The following is a 15,495-nucleotide window of genomic DNA, read 5'->3' as shown; positions in this document are numbered from 1 at the left end:
CATCCCCTGCTGCCGCTGCCGGCGGTCGTTAGCTGGAGGGCGAGGTAGCCGTCTGTGGTTGGGGATGGCGGAGTTTCGGTTCATTTGCGAAACGTTCACCCAGCCGCTCGAACATCTCTTTCATCGCCATTGATGTCGCGTGGCTCAGTGCTTCGGCACCACCGCCGCAACTCCCGGTGCTTGAATCATAGGATCGTGAGGCTGAACCCGACGTGCCGAACAAGCGCCCTTCGGGACCATCGACAAGAATACGTGCGGAGATATCTGCGGAAGCTGTCGCTGTCGCTTGCCAGAAGCCAGGTACGAACATCAGTCTTGCACTATACTCGTCGGACTTGATCACGATCATGCCCCTGTAACCCCGCTCGGCAAGCGCTTCTCGAGCGATGGGCGCGTCGACCACTTCGACATTTTCAACCAGTTGCTCAAGTGTCTTTACGGCGGATGCCTTGAATGCATCATTGGCATTAATGGGATAATTATGCGCGCTACAAATTTCGCCCGTTGCGGACACGGTTCGCGTGAACGATGTAGCATCCACATACAAAGCGTATTTACCCGTGATCTTATCTGTATATGAAGCGTAAACGTCTAAAGCTGGCGACGGTGGTACGGATACCGGGTAGCTGCAAGCCGCGGTAAGAAGAAGTGCGACCAAACTGGTAGCTCTAAGCAACACGATTGCCCCCTTAGTTGCTTTAAAACGACGAAGGGAAAGAGCGAAGGGCAGCCCAAGAATGAGCGTCGCATCTAATGGCTTTGATTCATGGCGTCGGCAGCCGACGTGGGAATTCTCGGCTGCAGAAAGCTCCCGCCTTCAATTCGTTCCCCCAACAATAGGAAAATAAATTGCGGCGATCCGATCTGCAACTGAAAAAAGAGATATGAAAAAATATTCTCGGTTGAGATGTAAGCGTAGGTACCGAACGAACTTCGCGCGATCACCGCTTCTGAAGTTTCTTCAGCTTCTTCTTGAACTTCTTGGCGTTGGCTTCGGCAGCTTCGCGCTTGTCGCGGCGCGGCGGACGGTCACCACCTTCCGATTTGCTGCGGTCCGGCTTGGCGCCATTGGCGGGACGCTTATCTTTTTTCTTGTCCTTGCCATATCCCTTCCGCTCGCCATGTTCCTTCCGGTCAGGCGCCGAGCCATCGGCATGCGCAGGGCGTGGCGGGCGTTCGCCGCGTTTGCCGCGCGGCGAATCTGCCGGTTCGATGCGGACATCATTGCCGCCGGTCTGTCGGATCGCGTCGATGAAGCGGGCGGCGACGTCCTGGGTGATATCGACGGTCGTCTCATTGTCGAAGATGCGGATCGCACCGATCTCCTTCTTCGAGATCTGGCCGCGCCGGCAGAGCATGGGGAGCAGCCATTTGGGATCGGCATTCTGCCGGCGGCCGGCGCTGATGCGGAACTGCACCATATTCTCGCCGCCATCGCGATATTCGCGCGGCACGCGGCCTTCCGACTGGCCTTCTGAGCGGCGACGACCCCGGCCGCCACCTTCGCCATCATCCTCGTAGCGCGGACGTCGACGTTCTTCCCGGAACGGTTCGATGAACAGGTCCTCCGGCTCCGGCAGGCGGGCGCGGTAGAGGCGGATCAGCGCCGCCGCTACTTCCTCGGCTGAGCGGGCGTCGAGCAGCGCGCGCGCCTGGATCAGATCTTCTTCCGTCACCGGCTCGGTCAGGACGGGGTCCTGCAGCATGCGCTCCCGGTCAAGTGCCCGGATCGCATCTGCCGTCGGCGGATCGCTCCAGACGGATTTGATATTGGCCCCGTTCAACAGCTGCTCCACACGGCGGCGTTTCGCATGCGGCACGATCAGCACGCAGATGCCCTTGCGGCCGGCGCGGCCGGTCCGGCCGCTGCGATGGAGCAAGGTCGCCCGGTTGGTCGGGATATCGGCATGAATGACAAGGCGGAGATCCGGCAGATCGAGGCCGCGCGCCGCAACATCGGTGGCGACGCAGACCCGGGCATGGCCGTCGCGCAACGCCTGCAAAGCATGGCTGCGTTCATTCTGCGTCAGCTCGCCGGACAAGGCGACGACATCGAAGCCGCGTTCCAGCAGGCTGCCATGCAGCCGCCGCACCGCCTCGCGCGTGTGGCAGAAGATGATGCTGGCGCGCGGCTCGATATGGCGCAGCACATTGACGACCGCGTGTTCCGTATCGCGGGCGCCAACGCGAATGGCGCGATATTCGATATCGCCATGCGGCTCATTCTGTTGCAGCGTGTCGATGCGCAGCGCGTCGCGCTGATATTCCCGCGCCAAAGCGGCGATATCCTTGGCGATGGTGGCTGAGAACAGCAGGGTACGCCGTTGCGGCGGCGTTGCATCCAGCAGGAATTCGAGATCCTCGCGGAAGCCGAGATCGAGCATCTCGTCGGCCTCGTCCAGCACGACCGCCCGCAATTCCGATGTGTCGATCTGCCCGCGTTCCAGGTGATCGCGCAGCCTGCCCGGCGTGCCGACCACGATATGGCAGCCATCGGCCAAAGCGCGGGCCTCGCGTCGGGCATCCATCCCGCCGACGCAGGAAACGACCCGCGCACCCGATGCGGCATAGAGCCAGCTCAATTCGCCATGTACCTGCATGGCCAGTTCGCGGGTCGGTGCGATGATCAGGGCCAGCGGGGCGCCGGGGCGGGGGAAGCGTTCTGCCGATCCCAGGATGGTCGGGGCGAAAGCCAGGCCGAAAGCTACGGTCTTGCCGGAACCGGTTTGCGCCGAGACCAGCAGATCGCGGCCGGCCGCCTCGTCCTGCAGCACGGCAAGCTGGACCGGCGTCGGTTCAAGATAATTGCGCTCGGCAAGGGCGCGGTCGAGAGCCGGGTTGATCGCAGGAAAAGGCATTGTCTTTCAATCTGTCAGGAACTGGGCCGCAAGATGACGCCCGGTCGATCAATCGGACCCGGCAGCAGAAACATCGCGAAAGCGGCGAAAGGCGCTTGATACAGGATAATGTTCGGAAGCGCCAATGATGTTTCTGGCGTGGCTCCCATGCACAACTCTGAGAGGCGGCGCCGGATTGGCCCGGTCACAGAGGCCATGCTAGGGGCGTGTAGCGGTTTTTCTAAAAGTAGAACATCTTTATTTGTTAATCGTAAAACGAGATAACAATAGCCCCTCCTGAAAGCTGAGGATGACGCGTGGGGCAGTCAATGAACGCACGACCTTCCTCGGTGCCTTCGATAAGGATGCCGATTACATTCCGTCGCCTGATCTGGAGCGCTGAGTTCAAAAATCCGCGAAGGCGTCGATGGCGGCGCGGTCGTAACCTTTGCTGGCGACCAGCAATTGCCTGGAATAAGGGTGGGTGAGGTTGCCGGCGGCGAGTTGCGCGGCATCGGCAAGTTCGACGATCTCGCCCTTGCGCATAAGGGCGAGGCGGCTGCACATCTGGCCGACCACAGCGAGGTCGTGGCTGACCAGCAGATAGGTAAGGCCGAGATCGCGCCGGAGTTCGGCGAGCAGGTTGAGGATTTCCGCCTGGATCGAGACATCGAGCGCAGAGGTAGGTTCGTCCAATAGGACCACCTGCGGCCGCAGGATCAGGGCGCGGGCGATGGCGACGCGCTGGCGCTGGCCGCCGGAAAGCTGATGCGGATAGCGGAAGCGGAAGGAGGAGCCGAGCTGCACCTGATCGAGCACCGCGCGGACCTTGCTCTCCGCATCCTTGATGCCGTGGACGGCGAGCGGCTCTGAAAGGATGCGGTCGACGGTATGCTTGGGATGCAGCGACCCATAGGGGTCCTGGAACACCATCTGCACGGTTTTGAAGAAATTCTTGCCGCGCCTCGCGGCCAGGCTGTGGCGGGCGATGACGACCTTGCCCTGCCAGGTGGGATTGAGTCCGGCGAGCACGCGCAGCACTGTAGACTTACCCGAGCCGGACTCACCGACCAGACCGAAGCTCTCGCCCTTGTCGACCTGGAAGCTGACCTGCTTGACCGCCGCGACTTCCTGCTTCCCAGTGCCGAAGCTGACGGTCAGGTCGCGCACGGCGATCATCGCATCGTCATCGATGGCACGTGGATCATTTGCGGGGATCATCGCGTCACCGGATGTTGCGGCAGCGGCTTTTTCCAGGCCGGGTCGCGGGCGAGCGTGCGCAAGGCTTCCATCGGCTTCCCAAGCTCTGGCAGACAGGCGAGCAGGCCCTTTGTATAGGGGTGCTGCGCTTGGTGGAGATGCTTGGCATTCACCTCTTCCATGATCTGCCCGGCATACATGACGAGGACCCGGTCACAGAACGAGGCCACCAGATTGAGATCGTGACTGATGAAGATCAGGCCCATATCGCGTTTGCGCACCAGATCGTCGAGGATGGCCAGCACCTGCAGCCGCACCGTGACATCGAGGGCGGAGGTCGGCTCGTCGGCGATCAGCAGTTCGGGCTCGGTGATCAGCATCATGGCGATCATCGCCCGCTGCCCCATCCCGCCGCTCAATTCATGCGGCCAGGCGAGATAGACCCGTTCCGGATCGCGGATGCGCACCGCTTCCAGCATCTCCATCGACCGCGCCTTGGCTTCTTTGCCGCGGTAGCGGTCGCGGCAGGCTTCGAGCAGCTGATCGCCGATCCGCATCACCGGGTTGAGCGAATATTTCGGGTCCTGCATCACCATGGCGATGCGTTTCCCGCGGATCGCCCGCCATTGCGCGGCAGTGAGGCCGAGCAGGGACTTTCCGTCGAAATCCAGCCGGTCGGCCGTCACCTTGCCCGGCGTCAATCCGAGAATGGCGCGAACGCTCTGGGATTTGCCGGAACCGGATTCACCGACGATGGCGAGCTTCTCTCGGCCCATGCTGAAGCTCATATTGCGCACGACATGAGAGACACCAGTCGGCGTATCGAAGCGGATATTGAGGTTCTCGACCTGAAGCAGCGGCATCGTCATCCGGCCATCCTCACTGCTCGCGCGGATCGAAGACGTCACGCAAGCCGTCGCCGATCAGGTTGAAGCCCAGGCTGACGACGAAAATGGCGATGCCGGGAAAGGTTGAGATCCACCACTGGTCCAGCAGATGTTCGCGTCCGCTGGAAACCATCGCGCCCCATTCGGGCGAAGGCGGCTGGGCGCCGAGGCCGAGGAAGCCGAGCCCGGCGGCGGTCAGGATGATGCCGGCCATGTCGAGGGAAACACGGACGATGAGCGAGGACATGCACATCGGCATGATCTGGCCGATGATGATGCGTATGGGCGAGGCGCCGCTCATGCGCGCAGCGGCGACATAGTCTGAATGCCGCACCGCCAATGTCTCGGCGCGGGCGAGGCGCGCATAAGGCGGCCAGACGGTCAGCGCGATGGCCAGTACCGCATTCTCGATGCCGGGTCCGAGCGCGGCGGCGAAGGCGAGGGCGAGGATGAGGCGCGGAAAGGCCAGGAAGACATCCGTGACGCGCATCAGCACGGCTTCCACCCAGCCGCCAGCATAGCCGGCGACCGTGCCGATGACGAGGCCGATCGGGGCGGCGGTGATGGCGACCAGGAAGACGATCATCAGGGTGATGCGCGAGCCGTAGACGATCCGGCTCCACAAATCGCGGCCCTGCTGGTCGGTGCCGAGGATATTGGCGTCGGTCGGCGGCGACAGGCGGCGGCCGAGGTCGCCGGCCAGTGGATCGTGGCTGGTGAGCAGCGGTGCGAAGATCGCCGTCAGCACCAGGATGATGAAAATCAACAGGCCTGCCATGGCGAGCGGATTGCGCAGGAAGCCGCGCCAGCCGAGATAAGCGCGGCCGAGCCTTGCCTGCATCCGCGAATGCGGGGTTTCCGTCAGCAGCCAGCCGCGCCAGCTCATCGACGGCGGGAGATTGTCGTTGGCGAGGCTCATCGCGTTACCCTTGCACCTGACTATCGCGCTCTCGGATCGAGAACGCGATAAGCGAGGTCGGTCAGCATATTGATGAAGATGAAGGCGCAGCCCACCACCAAAGTTCCGCCCAGCACCGCCGTCATATCGAGGGCGAAGAGAGAGTCGGTGATGTAAAGGCCAAGGCCGCGCCAGACGAAGACCGTTTCGGTCAGCACCGACCCTTCGAGCAGGCTGGCATAAGAAAGCACGATCACGGTCAGCAGCGGCACCAGGATATTGCCCATGGCATGGCGCCAGATGATCTTGCCTTCCGACACGCCTTTCACCCGCGCCGTCAAAATATATTCCTGGCGCAACTGGCCCAGCATCAGCGAGCGGGTCATGCGGCTGATATAAGCCAGCGAGTAATAGCCGAGGATCGAGGCCGGCAACAGCAAATGCATCAAGGCGTTCTTGAACATCTCCATATCGCCGCTGATCAGCGTATCGATGGTCATGATGCCGGTGACCGGCTCGATCATATCCTCATAGCCGAAATCGAGCCGGCCAGGACCGGGCAGCCATTCGAGCTTCGCATAGAATAGCAGCAGGCCCATCAGGCCCAGCCAGAAGACCGGCACCGAATAACCGAACAGGCCGAGGAAGCGCACCAGATGGTCGGGCCATTTGTCTTTGCGTATCGCCGCCCAGACGCCGGCCGGCACGCCGATGATGACGCCGATCAGCGTCCCGGCCGTCGCCAGTTCCAAGGTGGCGGGGAAAACCTGGGCGATATCTTCGAGGATCGGCCGACCAGTCCGTGGCGAAACACCGAGATCGCCCCGCGCCACATGGCTCACATAAGTGAAGAATTGCTCCCAGAGCGGCTTGTCCAAGCCCATTTCCTGACGGGTGCGGGCATAGACCTCGGCCGAGGCATGGTCGCCGACAACGGCGAGCACCGGGTCGGCCGGGAGAACCCGGCCGATGAAGAAGGTCACCAGCAACAGACCGAACAGGGTCGTGATGACCGATACTAGAACCCGGATGCTCGCCTTCATGCCGCTCTACCTCAATCCCTGAGCGACGTCAGTGCTTGACGACGTCGTGATAGAGATTGAGATCGAAGGTCGGACCGACGACGAAACCGTCGACATTCTTGTTCACGGCGGCGGTTTCGATCTGCTGGAACATGATCAGATATGGGCCGTCATCCAGCACCTTTTTCTGGATGTCGCCATACATCTCCACGCGCTTGGCATTATCCTTTTCGTCGCGCGCGGCATAGACCTCCTTGGTCAGATCCGGCACGAACCAGGAATTGCGCCAGGCCAGCAGCTTATTCTTGGCATTGTCGCTGTTATCGGCATTGGTGGCATAGCCTTCCGCATTGGAATGCGGATCCTGATAGTCGGAACCCCACTGGCCGATATAGATATCATGCTGCCGGGCGCGATAGCGCGTCAGGGTCTGCTTGTTGTCGGCCGGCTTGATTTCCAGCTTCACCCCGGCCTGCGCCCAGGTCGACTGGATCGCCTGCGCCAGTTCCATGGTCTCGGTCTTGTTGGTGGTGTCCATCGTCACGCTGAAGCCGTTTTCGAGGCCCGCCTGCTTCAGCAATTCCTTGGCCTTGGCGACATCCAGCTTATACGGCATCTCGTCGGAGGCACCGAGCTGGCCTTCCGGCAGGATGGTCTGGTGCGGCTTGCCGACGCCCTTGAACAGGGTCTTGGCGAGACCGTCATAATCGACGAGATATTTGAGCGCCTTGCGCACTTCCGGCTTCGACAGATACTGGTTCTTCATGCTGAAGCCGAGATACCAGAGCGTCGCTTTGGAAGCGGATTCCATCTTGACGTTCTTGTCGCCTTCCAGCGCCGTCAACTGGTCGCCGGTGACATTGCGGGCGATATCGACATCACCCTTTTGCAGCAGCAATTGCTGGGTCGCACTTTCCGTCACGTTCTTGATCAGGACGCGCTTGATTTTCGGCACGCCGTTCCAATAGTGCTGGTTGGTTTCCAGGATCAGCGACTGGTTGGGCTTCCAATCCTTCAGGAAGAAGGGGCCGGAACCGGCATAATGGGTCTTCAGCCAGCCATTGCCCATGTCGCCGTCCTTCTCATGCGACATGACCAGCTTCTTGTCGACGATCGAGCTGACATAGGTCAGGCAGTTCAGGAAAAAGCTGGGGGCATAGGCCTTGTCCAGTTCGACCTCGAGCGTCGAGGCATCCTTCGCGCGGATCTTCTCCTTGGCATTTTCCTTGGTCAGGCCGAACTGGCCCAGGATGAAGGCGGGGCTCTTGTCCAGCATCACGTAACGCTGCAGTGAGAAAGCCGCGTCTTCGGCGGTCAGCTCGTTGCCCGACTGGAACTTGATGCCGGAGCGGATCTTGAAGGTCCAGGTCTTGCCATCGTCGCCGATGGTCCAGCTCTCGGCGACGCGGTTCAGGATCTTCGAGGTATCCTTGACGTCGAGCACGACGAGATGGTCGTAGACGTTGGCCTGATATTCCGAGCTGGAGAATTCGTAAATCTCGGCCGGATCGAGCGAGATCAGATCGTCAATCACATAGGCCATGACCAGAATGTCTTTCGGCGTCGCAGCATGGGCCGCATGGCCAGCAGCATAGCTACCAGCAGCCAGCGTCAGCATCAGCGCCGCCACGGCCGATTTCGTCAGCAGTCTCATCAAATGTCTCCCAGTTTGCCGTCCTGCGTTCCCCGATGGTTTTTCACCATCCGCGCCCCGCACCACGCCATGCGGCGTCTCGGTCGGAGAGGGCGGGAAACGCTATCATGGTTGTGTCATCCAGGTAAACGATATCTGCCCAATCGGTCAAAAAGTTGCCGGGATGGGCGCTGAAAAAGATCGGCGAGACGGCTATCCTGTGGTTGGCACAGGCGGTCGGCACGCCAGTTGTTCTCGAATTGACGGCGACTCGCCGCCGCTTCGATTGCCGGCCGACAGATCGCCGGCCTGTCCGGCGCGGATGTGAAAGCGCAGAACAGTGTCGAGGACGACTCACCATACGGTATGATTGAAACACCGCGCCTGCTGTTACGTAACTGCCGCGAGAGCGACCTGCCGGCTTTCGCTGCGCTGAATGCCGATCCCCAGGTCACGGAATTCCTGCCGAAGCAACTCAGCCGCGAAGAAAGCGATGCGATGGCGGCACGAATCCGCACGCTGATGACGATCCAGGATTTCGGCTTCTGGGGCGGTCGAGGGGCGAGGTGGCGCCGATTTCATCGGCTTCGTCGGCCTGCATCGGCCGAGCTTCGAAGCGCCTTTCATACCCTGTATGGAAATCGGCTGGCTTCTTGCACGTGAGGGCTGGGGTCAAGGCTATGCGACCGGAGCGGCCCGGGCGACGCTGGCCTATGGCTTCACAAGCCTCGATCTCGACGAAATCGTGTCCTTCACCGTGCCGGTCAATCGCCGGTCGCGCGCGGTAATGGAGCGGCTGGGTATGAGCCATGACCCGGCCGAGGATTTCGACCATCCTGTCTTGCCAGTGGGTGATCCCTTGCGGCGACACGTGCTCTACCGCCTAACGCGGGAAAAATGGCGGTCCGCCAACGCGCACTTGCAGCAAACATGACACCCGGGGGAGCCCGATCACGCGGCCTTATCCCTATGGTTGCGAGGGAAATCCGACCGGCCATTTCCTGATAGTATCTTTCCACTTTTTCCATTAGAGACACGGCGAGTCAGGAACCTGTAGATCTGGGGGAAGGGGCATGGGCAACGATGACAGGAACGCGGCCTTTGAACGCATCGTAACGGCCAATCTCGCGCGGGCGGTGGACATCCTGCGCTTTGCCGAAACGAAGAATGCGGCGCTGCTGACCTTCTGTTCCGCCTGGATCATCGCCAGCGTGAATATGCTGAAGGCCGGTAGCGGCTTGTCCCGGGAATATGTGGTTGCGCTGACCATTGCGTTGATGCTGTTCGCCATTGCCGCCATGCTCAGCGTCTGGTCGATCGCGCCGCGTCTGATGAATCGCGCGAAAGGGAAAGCGCAGGAAAAGCACCGCAATCTGCTGTTCTTCGGCGATATCGCGCCATTGGAGATCGCGGATTTCAAGGCCCACTTCGTCGCCCGCTACCTGCCGGCCGAGGGCCAGTCGATTTCGCAAGCCTATATCGACGACCTGATGACGCAGATCGCCATCAACAGCAAGATCGCCGAGCGCAAGATGCGCTTCTTTCATTGGTCGTCGCGGGTCGCCTTTGTGGCAATCGCGGTCCTGCTGGCGCCGCCGGTGTGGTGGGCTCTTTGGGGCTTGTTCAGCGCCGGATAATAGCTGATCAGGTCAAGCGCTTGATCCAATCGGCTGCGGCGGGATGGGTCGCCAGCAGCGCCGGCCGATCGGCCATGTCGAAATCGGCGAAGTCGAAACCCGGCGCCACGGTGCAGCCGACCAGGCTATAGGCCGAGCCGGGAGCCGGGCAGGCGCCGAACCAGCGGCCGCCCGGCACGACATGCTGCGGCACCTGGCCGGCGGCGAAATCGGTGCCAAGCAGCGTCACCTGGACCTCGCCGTTCTCCGTCAGTTCGATGACCTGGAGCGGATCGCCCAGATAGAAATGCCAGACCTCATCCGAGCGGATCCGGTGCAAGCGTGACCGGTCGTCAGCCGCCAGCAGGTAATAGATTGCTGTCGATGCCTGGCGGGCGCCGGAGAAATGCGGCGCCAGACCGGCGGCCGGCAAGGTCAGCGAGGCGCGATAGGTTTCGCGAAAGAACCCGCCTTCGGGATGCGGCTGCAAGGCAAGACGATCGACCAGATCGCTGGCCGAGACCGGTAGTGAAGCATTGGCTGGCATGATATCCACCTATCGGAAATAGATGTCGCGGTAATTCAGGCATGCCGGCCAATGAGACGGTGGCTACGGGTACATGGCAACGCTGCCGGCATCGTGTATCGTTGCGCAGGCTAACACAACGGTCGATGACCGGTCACGGGGTTAAGCCGTGGAGAGAGTGACGGCGATCACCGCCACTTCCATTTCCATTTCTTTTTTGCACTGCCGATCAGCAGGAAGTCTTCCGGCTTATCGTTATCGGTGAAATCGACGAAACCGCCGAAGAACGCTGTAAAGGCGGCTTCCTGTCCAACTTCTTTGATGAAGTCATTCGCGATCGCGATGTAATCGGGCCCATAGCCAGTGCTCGGTATCGTACCGCCGCTCTGTTTGGCAAACCATGCATCGATCACGAGGCCGGAAAGATGGCTCGTCATACCTTCATTAAGCTTGTCGGTTTCCTTCATGCCCCGCACTCGCATCAGATAGATAAAATCGTGCCAATTCGGATGGGCGTAAGCATGGGTCATTTCGTGGGCGATGGCGCCGGCGGTTATCGCGGATTCGCGGAGCGAGATCGCTTTCGTCGTGGACGAATAGAATCCGTCCACTTTAGCGGCTTCGCTCTTGGTGTCAGCAATAGTCATCGCGCGTGCGATCGAGAAGACAGCGGCGTCTTCATCGGGCGTCAGGCGGGTTTTCTCATCGACCACCGATAAACGGCTTGGCAAGGCTTCTCCCTGGGCGTTGTAGAAGGCGATCAGCCTCCGTTGCACAGAGTCGGGGGCGAATTTCAAGGCCTTCTTCTGCAACTGCGCGGCAAGACGCTTTGCCTCGGCCTCATTGGCTTTCTCAAAATCGCCATCGGCGATGACCGCGAGACTGACCTTAGCGCCGACCGCCGGGCCATAAGTGATCTTCGCGCCACCCGGTTTGATCTGCCGCGAGAGGACCTGTTTGAAAAACGGTTGAAGCTCCTTGGCTTGTTTCTGCGCCGATGCGAGTTTCTTCGCCCGTTCCGCCTTTGCCTGCGCTGCCGCCTTTGCCGCGGCTGCCTTGGCCTGTGCGGCCTTCTTCGCATCCTGCGGATTGTCGAACTCCCGCAGCAGGATCTGGAATTCCTGTTCCATATGAAGTCGCTCTCGCATCGGAACCTCTCGGTCGTGAAAGCCGTCTTCAGACTTGCTGTTCGATGGTCGGTGTTCCCGGCGCGCCGAGATCGACGCCGGTCAGGCTGCGATAGGCGGTCCGATAGGCTTCCACTTTCGTCTCGACCTGGTAAAGCCAGTTATCCAATTCCTGACCCGGGGCGTTCTGTTCGTGATTGATCACTTCAAGATCGAGCAGAAGGTCGCGGCCATGTTCGGCGCAGCGTTTATGCTCCAGATAGGGATTGATCTCGCCATGGGTCACCGACCGCTTGAGGACGAGAATATCATAGGCGGCGGGGATGAATTCATGGGCATCGCCATAAGCGGGTGGAATGCCGAGTGTCTCGCGCAGCTCCCGGATCATCGCCATGCCGGCAATGGTCCAGACAATGCCGGCAAGGGTGTTGTAGTAATTGCGGCCATAGGCGAACGCCTCGAAACGTTTTTTCAGGACGTCGATCGTGTTGCTGATGGTGATCAGCGTCGCCACCGAGGGGGGCGCGTCCGGCACGGCGGTGCCGCGAATGGCGACGGCCAGGCGCTTATCCTTGTAGTAATCCAAGGCATTGGCGATGAAACGATGGAAGAGGGTGCTGAAGCCGGTATTGACCTCGGTATCGAGATTGAGGCCCCGGCCGGTTTTCGAGGTCCAGCCGAGCGTGGTGCGGTAGAGGCAAGCCCGGTCCCGCACAGTCGGCGCCAGTCCCATCTTGGTCTGCCTGACCATGACTTCCAGCACCAGCGCGACGATATCGTCCTTGATCGCCATGCTGAGCGATCCATTGGAAATCGGCAGCCGGCCGTTATAGGCAAAGGCATCCAGAATGACGCCCAGGATCTGCTGGATGCCCATCCGCTCGAAATAGAACAGCCATAGGGCATCGGCGACGAAAAGCCGGCGGATACCGTTCGGAATGCTCGGCACGGTTGGTTGCGGCGGCAAATTGCGCTCGCCATCCAACGTGACGCAGGGAGAGCAGAGGCAACATTCGCTTGGCCAGTCCTGCTGGTCATAATCATAATGGGCACTTGATTCCTGCCGCTCGAGGATGATGCCGTTTGGGCAATCCAGCAGTGCCGGATCGAGCACGGTATCGAGATGGTTCTCGATATCTTCCCATTGCCCCGAACCACCGATTTTTGTCTGGCCCAGGATATGGTGGCGGCGGAACTTGAAATAGTCCTTGAAGAACTTGGTTACGTCGTCGCTATCGCTGGTGCGGATCAGGGCGAGGAGTTCGTCCGTGCAGGGCGGAAAGGCCACGGTCAGGCGACGCTTGTCCCGCAGCAGGTCTGTGGTATTGACGACCGGCGGCCGCTCCATCCTGATCACAAGAGAGGCCGGGCTGGTTTGGGCGGCGGATGCATTGCCCGCTGATGCAGCATTTGATTGGGCGGAGGATTGGCCCGATTGCTGGTTTTCAGTTTCCTTTGCCATCTTGATCCTCTCCTTGTCAGCCGTTTCAGCGATCTGTCCTCATAAGCTGTGGCGGTAGCTCCGGCCGAGCCGCATCAGCCAATCCGACATGAGGCGGTCGAGCTGTGCTTCGCCGATCGGGTACCATTCGCGCACCATGCGAAAGACCGCGAGCTGCACGCTCGGCGCCAGGCCGGTCAGATCGAGCTTGCCGCCGCGGATGCCGCTTGCCCGGCGCTTCAATTCATTGGGCGCCAGCGGTGCGAGATCGAAGAGATCGAGCAACCGGCGCCGGCCCAGCACGCGAAATCTCGTATCAAACAACGTCTGGCCGACCACGGGGATGAAGCGCCGCGCCTGCAGGAGGACGCGCCGTGTCTCGGTCGGCGCGGCATCGAGCGGATAGGCGGCCAGCCATTGCCTCTCCCAATCATCCCAAGCACCTTGTCCCCAGGCGCGGCGGCACCAGTCGAAGGTCAGCAGCGCCCGCAGATAAGGCGGCGGATGGGGGTCGTGATAGGAAACCCGCAATGCATGGCCCGAGGGCAGGGCAAAGAGGTCCCGGATCGCGGCCGCCTCCGCAATGCCGGAAAGTGCGAAAGCCCAGAAATCGGGGCCAATCTCGAAAGACCAGAGTGCGTAAAGGTGGCGGATCTGTTCCGGTGCGCCGGCCCGCGCCAGCGCATCCCGCAACGTATCTGCCAAAGCGGAGACCAGTTGCAGCCGCGCCAGGGCCTGGTGACCGGATTCATGCAGGATGGAGGTGAGGTTGTGCTTCTCCTTCAGCCGGCCATAAGGAATCTGCAACAGCGGCATCGGGTTCGGCGATGTATCGGGAAAGGGCACGCTTTCACGCACGATGGAGGCGCCGAAGCCGCGATCGCAATAGACCAAAGGCGGCTCGATGATGCCAAGTGCCGGATGGTCGCGCCGCATTGCATCCATCGCCAACGCATCGCAACCGCGCAGGATAGCGCCAAGTTCAGCCGAATTGCGCTGGGTCAGCACATCCATGTAGGTGTCGAAGAAGAGAAAGGCACGCGACAGGTCCAGTTCGATCTGGCCGAGAGCTGCGTTCAGCCGCCGTGTCGCCCGGCCATCATCGATATGCGGCAGCAATTGATCGGTGGCCCGTTTGACGCGCGCCGACAGGCGGGCGGTCGCGGCAGCAAGTTGCGGCTCCAGGACGGCCCATTGACGCTCCGAAATATCCTGCTGTGGCGGAAGATTCACGAGACGCCTCAAACTGCTCAGACTGCCGATGCGGAAAAGCAAGGATTCCGCCCGCTGTTGCAGGTAGTTGCTGCGGTTGACCATCGCCTTGTCGGGTTAGCGGCCGATGATAATCAGCTTGATCCGCTGCCCCGGCGCGACCTTCAGGCGAATGACGCGCGCCTGGCCATGCTGTACCGTCTGGCCGAGAGAAGTCGCGTAGCCATGTCGTCCGCGCCGCCGCATGCCTCTCCCTGGTAAGCGGCGCATGCTTGCCGCCCGCGACTGCGCCCGGGTGATGGCATGGCGCATGGCGTTATTTGCCAGCCGCGCGGCCTCGGCCGGTCTGTCGGCATTCTCGGTGACATTATCGGCAAGATATTCATAGGCTTCGCGCGCCAGGGTGACGTAATTCTCCCAGGCTTGCTGATTGCGTTCGGGATATTCACTGGCGGCAAGGCCCAAGGATTTGACGGCATCGAGCGTGGCTGTTCCGCCCGGGACCACCGTGCCGAGCGCCTGCTTGCCGATATTCAGGAGGGCGCCTTTGACATTGCCCTTGGCCAGTTGCATGGCCGCTTCGACGCCGGGAAAGAATTTGCCGGCGGCATATTTCAGCCCTTTCTTGGCGAGAGATCGCAGGATTTTGTTTTTGCTGAGCTTCTTGATGCCGCGCACCAAGCCACCGAAAAGATATTCGCGTGACATGTCGTCCAAGACTTCGTTCATCGCCTGATCGACTTCACTTTCGGATTCGAATTCCCGCGCAGCTATTTCCAGGAAGCGTTCGACATATTCCTGGTCTTGTCCCGAAGCATCGCCGCTTTCATCATCGACGGATTCGAATTCCTCATCCTGCTCGAATTGCTCATCGAGTTCGAAGGCCTCGTCATCTGCCTCGTCTTCCTCGAATTCTTCGTCGCTTTCCATATCATCGAATTCCTGCTCGATGGAGCCTGCATCCTCCATCTCGAGTTCGAATTCGCGTTCCAATTGCGAAAAGTCCCTCAGCTCGCGATTTCTTGCCATGGCGTACTCCTGTCATCGTCGCAGCGCAGACATATAGGCGAAGTGAACCATGCCCGGTCGCAAAGCG

The 15,495-nt window shown here is 60.7% G+C and carries 15 protein-coding genes; 3 read left to right on the top strand and 12 right to left on the bottom strand.

The window, feature by feature from the left end; translation table 11 throughout:
• Positions 1 to 28: 28 nt before the first annotated feature.
• From SMD27_RS11645 to SMD27_RS11615, 7 genes are all read right to left on the bottom strand, one after another.
• Positions 29 to 658, bottom strand: coding sequence for a hypothetical protein (locus tag SMD27_RS11645; protein WP_320508532.1), 630 nt, complete (start codon positions 656 to 658; stop codon positions 29 to 31).
• 283 nt (positions 659 to 941) lie between these two features.
• Positions 942 to 2,858 (bottom strand): DEAD/DEAH box helicase, encoded by a 1,917-nt coding sequence (locus tag SMD27_RS11640; RefSeq protein WP_320508531.1) that lies wholly within the window; start codon positions 2,856 to 2,858, stop codon positions 942 to 944.
• Between the two features lie 384 nt (positions 2,859 to 3,242).
• Positions 3,243 to 4,058 (bottom strand): ABC transporter ATP-binding protein, encoded by an 816-nt coding sequence (locus tag SMD27_RS11635; protein ID WP_379990516.1) that lies wholly within the window; start codon positions 4,056 to 4,058, stop codon positions 3,243 to 3,245.
• Positions 4,055 to 4,906 carry an ABC transporter ATP-binding protein gene (locus SMD27_RS11630; protein ID WP_320508530.1) on the bottom strand — a complete coding sequence of 284 codons (852 nt, stop codon included), beginning with the start codon at positions 4,904 to 4,906 and terminating at the stop codon, positions 4,055 to 4,057. Before SMD27_RS11630 ends, SMD27_RS11635 begins: the two co-directional genes overlap by 4 nt.
• Positions 4,907 to 4,916: 10 nt before the next feature.
• Positions 4,917 to 5,843 carry an ABC transporter permease gene (locus SMD27_RS11625; protein ID WP_320508529.1) on the bottom strand — a complete coding sequence of 309 codons (927 nt, stop codon included), beginning with the start codon at positions 5,841 to 5,843 and terminating at the stop codon, positions 4,917 to 4,919.
• Between the two features lie 20 nt (positions 5,844 to 5,863).
• Positions 5,864 to 6,865, bottom strand: coding sequence for an ABC transporter permease (locus SMD27_RS11620; RefSeq protein ID WP_320508528.1), 1,002 nt, complete (start codon positions 6,863 to 6,865; stop codon positions 5,864 to 5,866).
• A 28-nt stretch (positions 6,866 to 6,893) separates the two neighbouring features.
• Entirely contained in the window at positions 6,894 to 8,498 is a 1,605-nt protein-coding gene (locus tag SMD27_RS11615; RefSeq protein ID WP_320508527.1) for an ABC transporter substrate-binding protein, read from the bottom strand.
• A gap of 345 nt (positions 8,499 to 8,843) precedes the next feature.
• Between SMD27_RS11615 and SMD27_RS11610 the strand changes: the two genes are divergently transcribed.
• From SMD27_RS11610 to SMD27_RS11600, 3 genes are all read left to right on the top strand, one after another.
• Positions 8,844 to 9,140, top strand: coding sequence for a GNAT family N-acetyltransferase (locus SMD27_RS11610; RefSeq protein WP_320508526.1), 297 nt, complete (start codon positions 8,844 to 8,846; stop codon positions 9,138 to 9,140).
• The gene (locus SMD27_RS11605; RefSeq protein ID WP_320508673.1) at positions 9,058 to 9,411 is read left to right on the top strand and encodes a GNAT family N-acetyltransferase; all 354 of its coding nucleotides are present in this window, start codon (positions 9,058 to 9,060) and stop codon (positions 9,409 to 9,411) included. Before SMD27_RS11610 ends, SMD27_RS11605 begins: the two co-directional genes overlap by 83 nt.
• A gap of 139 nt (positions 9,412 to 9,550) precedes the next feature.
• Positions 9,551 to 10,114: a Pycsar system effector family protein gene (locus tag SMD27_RS11600; protein WP_320508525.1), complete on the top strand. Its 564-nt coding sequence runs from the start codon at positions 9,551 to 9,553 to the stop codon at positions 10,112 to 10,114.
• A gap of 7 nt (positions 10,115 to 10,121) precedes the next feature.
• Here SMD27_RS11600 and SMD27_RS11595 read toward each other — a convergent pair whose 3' ends face one another.
• The 5 genes from SMD27_RS11595 to SMD27_RS11575 all read right to left on the bottom strand — a co-directional run bounded on the left by SMD27_RS11595 (position 10,122) and on the right by SMD27_RS11575 (position 15,428).
• Positions 10,122 to 10,640: a cupin domain-containing protein gene (locus tag SMD27_RS11595; protein ID WP_320508524.1), complete on the bottom strand. Its 519-nt coding sequence runs from the start codon at positions 10,638 to 10,640 to the stop codon at positions 10,122 to 10,124.
• A 167-nt stretch (positions 10,641 to 10,807) separates the two neighbouring features.
• Positions 10,808 to 11,767 (bottom strand): hypothetical protein, encoded by a 960-nt coding sequence (locus tag SMD27_RS11590; protein ID WP_320508523.1) that lies wholly within the window; start codon positions 11,765 to 11,767, stop codon positions 10,808 to 10,810.
• A gap of 28 nt (positions 11,768 to 11,795) precedes the next feature.
• Positions 11,796 to 13,208: a hypothetical protein gene (locus SMD27_RS11585; RefSeq protein ID WP_320508522.1), complete on the bottom strand. Its 1,413-nt coding sequence runs from the start codon at positions 13,206 to 13,208 to the stop codon at positions 11,796 to 11,798.
• A 39-nt stretch (positions 13,209 to 13,247) separates the two neighbouring features.
• Complete coding sequence (locus SMD27_RS11580; RefSeq protein ID WP_320508521.1) at positions 13,248 to 14,420, bottom strand: hypothetical protein; 1,173 nt, start codon at positions 14,418 to 14,420, stop codon at positions 13,248 to 13,250.
• Between the two features lie 96 nt (positions 14,421 to 14,516).
• The gene (locus tag SMD27_RS11575) at positions 14,517 to 15,428 is read right to left on the bottom strand and encodes a hypothetical protein (protein ID WP_320508520.1); all 912 of its coding nucleotides are present in this window, start codon (positions 15,426 to 15,428) and stop codon (positions 14,517 to 14,519) included.
• Positions 15,429 to 15,495 lie beyond the last annotated feature (67 nt).

Origin of the sequence: Dongia soli, assembly GCF_034044715.1 — a bacterium.
GTDB lineage: Bacteria > Pseudomonadota > Alphaproteobacteria > Dongiales > Dongiaceae > Dongia_B > Dongia_B soli.
The sequence above is the reverse complement of the archived record's forward strand: the minus strand, read 5'-3'. Positions and strand labels throughout refer to the sequence as shown.

Bases quoted from the DNA above. Each gene is read 5' to 3' on its own strand.
- SMD27_RS11640 (WP_320508531.1), bottom strand. From the start codon at position 2,858: ATGCCTTTTCCTGCGATCAACCCGGCTCTCGACCGCGCCCTTGCCGAG.
- SMD27_RS11635 (WP_379990516.1), bottom strand. From the start codon at position 4,058: ATGATCCCCGCAAATGATCCACGTGCCATCGATGACGATGCGATGATC.
- SMD27_RS11630 (WP_320508530.1), bottom strand. From the start codon at position 4,906: ATGACGATGCCGCTGCTTCAGGTCGAGAACCTCAATATCCGCTTCGAT.
- SMD27_RS11625 (WP_320508529.1), bottom strand. From the start codon at position 5,843: ATGAGCCTCGCCAACGACAATCTCCCGCCGTCGATGAGCTGGCGCGGC.
- SMD27_RS11620 (WP_320508528.1), bottom strand. From the start codon at position 6,865: ATGAAGGCGAGCATCCGGGTTCTAGTATCGGTCATCACGACCCTGTTC.
- SMD27_RS11615 (WP_320508527.1), bottom strand. From the start codon at position 8,498: ATGAGACTGCTGACGAAATCGGCCGTGGCGGCGCTGATGCTGACGCTG.
- SMD27_RS11610 (WP_320508526.1), top strand. From the start codon at position 8,844: ATGATTGAAACACCGCGCCTGCTGTTACGTAACTGCCGCGAGAGCGAC.
- SMD27_RS11600 (WP_320508525.1), top strand. From the start codon at position 9,551: ATGGGCAACGATGACAGGAACGCGGCCTTTGAACGCATCGTAACGGCC.
- SMD27_RS11595 (WP_320508524.1), bottom strand. From the start codon at position 10,640: ATGCCAGCCAATGCTTCACTACCGGTCTCGGCCAGCGATCTGGTCGAT.
- SMD27_RS11590 (WP_320508523.1), bottom strand. From the start codon at position 11,767: ATGCGAGAGCGACTTCATATGGAACAGGAATTCCAGATCCTGCTGCGG.
- SMD27_RS11585 (WP_320508522.1), bottom strand. From the start codon at position 13,208: ATGGCAAAGGAAACTGAAAACCAGCAATCGGGCCAATCCTCCGCCCAA.
- SMD27_RS11575 (WP_320508520.1), bottom strand. From the start codon at position 15,428: ATGGCAAGAAATCGCGAGCTGAGGGACTTTTCGCAATTGGAACGCGAA.